Origin of the sequence: Rhodoblastus sp. (assembly GCF_041915505.1) — a bacterium.
In the GTDB taxonomy this organism is placed as follows: domain Bacteria; phylum Pseudomonadota; class Alphaproteobacteria; order Rhizobiales; family Beijerinckiaceae; genus Rhodoblastus.
In genome coordinates, this window is the sequence record NZ_JAYSBG010000458.1 from 1 (window position 1) to 2,393 (window position 2,393).

3 protein-coding genes are annotated in these 2,393 nt (G+C 63.5%); 2 read left to right on the forward strand and 1 reads right to left on the reverse strand.

Annotated features, from left to right (window positions below):
- On the reverse strand, nt 1–507 hold a 507-nt coding region (locus ACE3S9_RS18560), incomplete at its 3' end, for an MFS transporter (protein WP_374547955.1).
- Between the two features lie 167 nt (nt 508–674).
- Here ACE3S9_RS18560 and ACE3S9_RS18565 point away from each other — a divergent pair.
- Nucleotides 675–1,607, forward strand: a complete 933-nt coding sequence (locus tag ACE3S9_RS18565; RefSeq protein ID WP_374547956.1) for an ABC transporter ATP-binding protein — start codon at nt 675–677, stop codon at nt 1,605–1,607.
- Nucleotides 1,604–2,365: an ABC transporter permease gene (locus ACE3S9_RS18570; protein WP_374547957.1), complete on the forward strand. Its 762-nt coding sequence runs from the start codon at nt 1,604–1,606 to the stop codon at nt 2,363–2,365. The genes ACE3S9_RS18565 and ACE3S9_RS18570 overlap by 4 nt, the downstream gene beginning before the upstream one ends.
- Nucleotides 2,366–2,393: the final 28 nt, after the last annotated feature.

Sequence of the window (2,393 nt, forward strand, 5' to 3'; positions counted from 1 at the left end):
GAACAGGATCGGCCCGCGCCAGTCGAGCCCACCGACCGCCGCCGCCAGATGGGGCGAGGCGGACCCCAGCGTCAGCGCGCCGACCAGCAGGCCGATCAGCAGGCCGAGATCGCCCCGCGCCCAGGTCGCGGCCATGGCCATGCCGACCGGATAGACCCCCGCGAGGCTGATCCCGGTGAGGAAGCGCAGAACCGGCGCCAGCGGCGAAACCGGCGGCAACAAAGCGGCGGCGCCGGTGCAGAGCGCGGCGGCGAAGGCCGAACAGCGGAACAACAGCCTTTTGTCGATTCGGTCCGGCAAGGCGAACAAAGCGGAGACGAAGGCGCCGATGACAAAGCCCGCCTGCACGCCGCTGGTGAGCAGAGCCGCGAAAAACGGGCTCAGCGGCTGCTGCGCCTTGATCGCCGCGATCGAGGCGTTGGAGGCGAACCAGCACGCCATCGCCGCGACCTGGCAGAGCAGCAGAATGGCCAGGGAGCGCAGGCGTCCCGGCGTCGTGTCGGACATTTCATCCCCCAGCGGGTGCCGGCGCGTCCTTGCGGGCCGATCGATCTTTTCAGCCATAGAAACCCTGACATGCCCCCCGCGCAAGACAAACACGATCTTGCTTCGCGGCAATTGGCGCATTCGTCCTTTCATGGCAAAAGGGCGCGTCCGTCACGAGGTGAAGCCGCTTGGATTCCGTTCTCTCGATCGAAAAGCTGACCAAGACCTATGATAATGGGTTTTCGGCGCTGAAGGGCGTCGATCTCGCCATTCGGCGCGGCGAGATTTTCGCCTTGCTCGGCCCCAATGGCGCCGGCAAGACCACTTTGATCGGCATTGTCTGCGGGCTGGTGCGCGCCACCTCCGGCAAGGTCGTGGTGGACGGCTGCGACATCGCGCAGGACTATCGCTCGGCGCGCAAGAAGATCGGCCTGGTGCCGCAGGAACTCGCCGTCAACATGTTCGAATCGGTGTGGGACACGGTGGTGTTCTCGCGCGGCCTGTTCGGGAAAAAGGCCAATCCGGCTCATATCGAAAAGGTGCTGCGCGATCTCTCGCTGTGGGACAAGAAGGACGCCAATATCCGCGCCCTGTCCGGCGGCATGAAGCGCCGCGTCCTGATCGCCAAGGCTTTGGCGCATGAGCCCGAGATCCTGTTCCTTGATGAACCGACCGCCGGCGTGGACGTCGAATTGCGCCGCGACATGTGGGAAATGGTCCGCCATCTGCGCGAGAGCGGCGTGACGATCATTCTCACCACCCATTATATCGAAGAGGCCGAGGATATGGCCGACCGCGTCGGCGTGATCGACAAGGGCGAGATCATCCTGGTCGAGGAAAAGCGCGCTTTGATGAGCCGCCTCGGCCAGACCCGCGTCACGGTGGGCCTGACGCAAAAGCTCGACGCGATCCCCGAGGGCCTGCGCGCACAGCCGCTGACCCTGTCGCCCGACGGCCTGACGCTCGTTTTCACCCAGACCGGCGAGACCGACCCGCACGACGGCGGCCTCGCCGGCCTGCTGAAAAACCTTGCCGCGCGGGGAATCGATTTCGCCTCGGTCCAGTCCAGCCAGTCCTCGCTGGAAGACATTTTCATCGATCTGGTGGGCAAAAGCCGATGAACTTCTCCGCCGTTCGCTCGATCTATCTGTTCGAACTCGCCCGGACCTGGCGCACTTTGTTCCAGAGCATCGCCTCGCCCGTCCTGTCCACGGCGCTCTATTTCGTCGTCTTCGGCTCGGCCATCGGCTCGCGCATGCCGCCGATCCACGACGTCCCTTACGCCGCCTTCATCGTGCCCGGCCTGATCCTTCTCACGGTGCTGACCGAGAGTGTCTCCAACGCCTCGTTCGGCATCTATCTGCCGCGCTTCACCGGCACGATCTATGAAATCCTGTCGGCGCCCGTTTCGGCCTTCGAGGTGATTCTGGGCTTTGTCGGCGCGGCGGCGACCAAATCGGTCCTGCTCGGCCTGATCATCTTCTTCACCGCGCGGATTTTCGTCTCCTTCGAATTGGTCCACCCGTTCTGGTCATTCGCCTTTCTGGTGCTGATCTCGATCACTTTCGCCTTGTTCGGCTTCATTCTCGGGCTGTGGGCGGATGGATTCGAGAAATTGCAGGTGATTCCGCTGATGGTGATCTCGCCGCTGACCTTTCTCGGCGGCACCTTCTATTCCATCGACATGCTGCCGCCGTTCTGGCGCAATGTCGCTCTGTTCAACCCCATCGTCTATCTGGTCGACGGCTTCCGCTGGGCCTTCTACGGCATTGCGGCGGTGGGCCCGGCGATCAGCATCGGCCTGACGCTGACCATGCTGGCGGTCTGTATCGGGATCGTGATCTGGGTGTTCCGCACCGGCTATCGGCTGCGCACCTGAAGCGCTGGCGTCAATCCTGCATAAAATT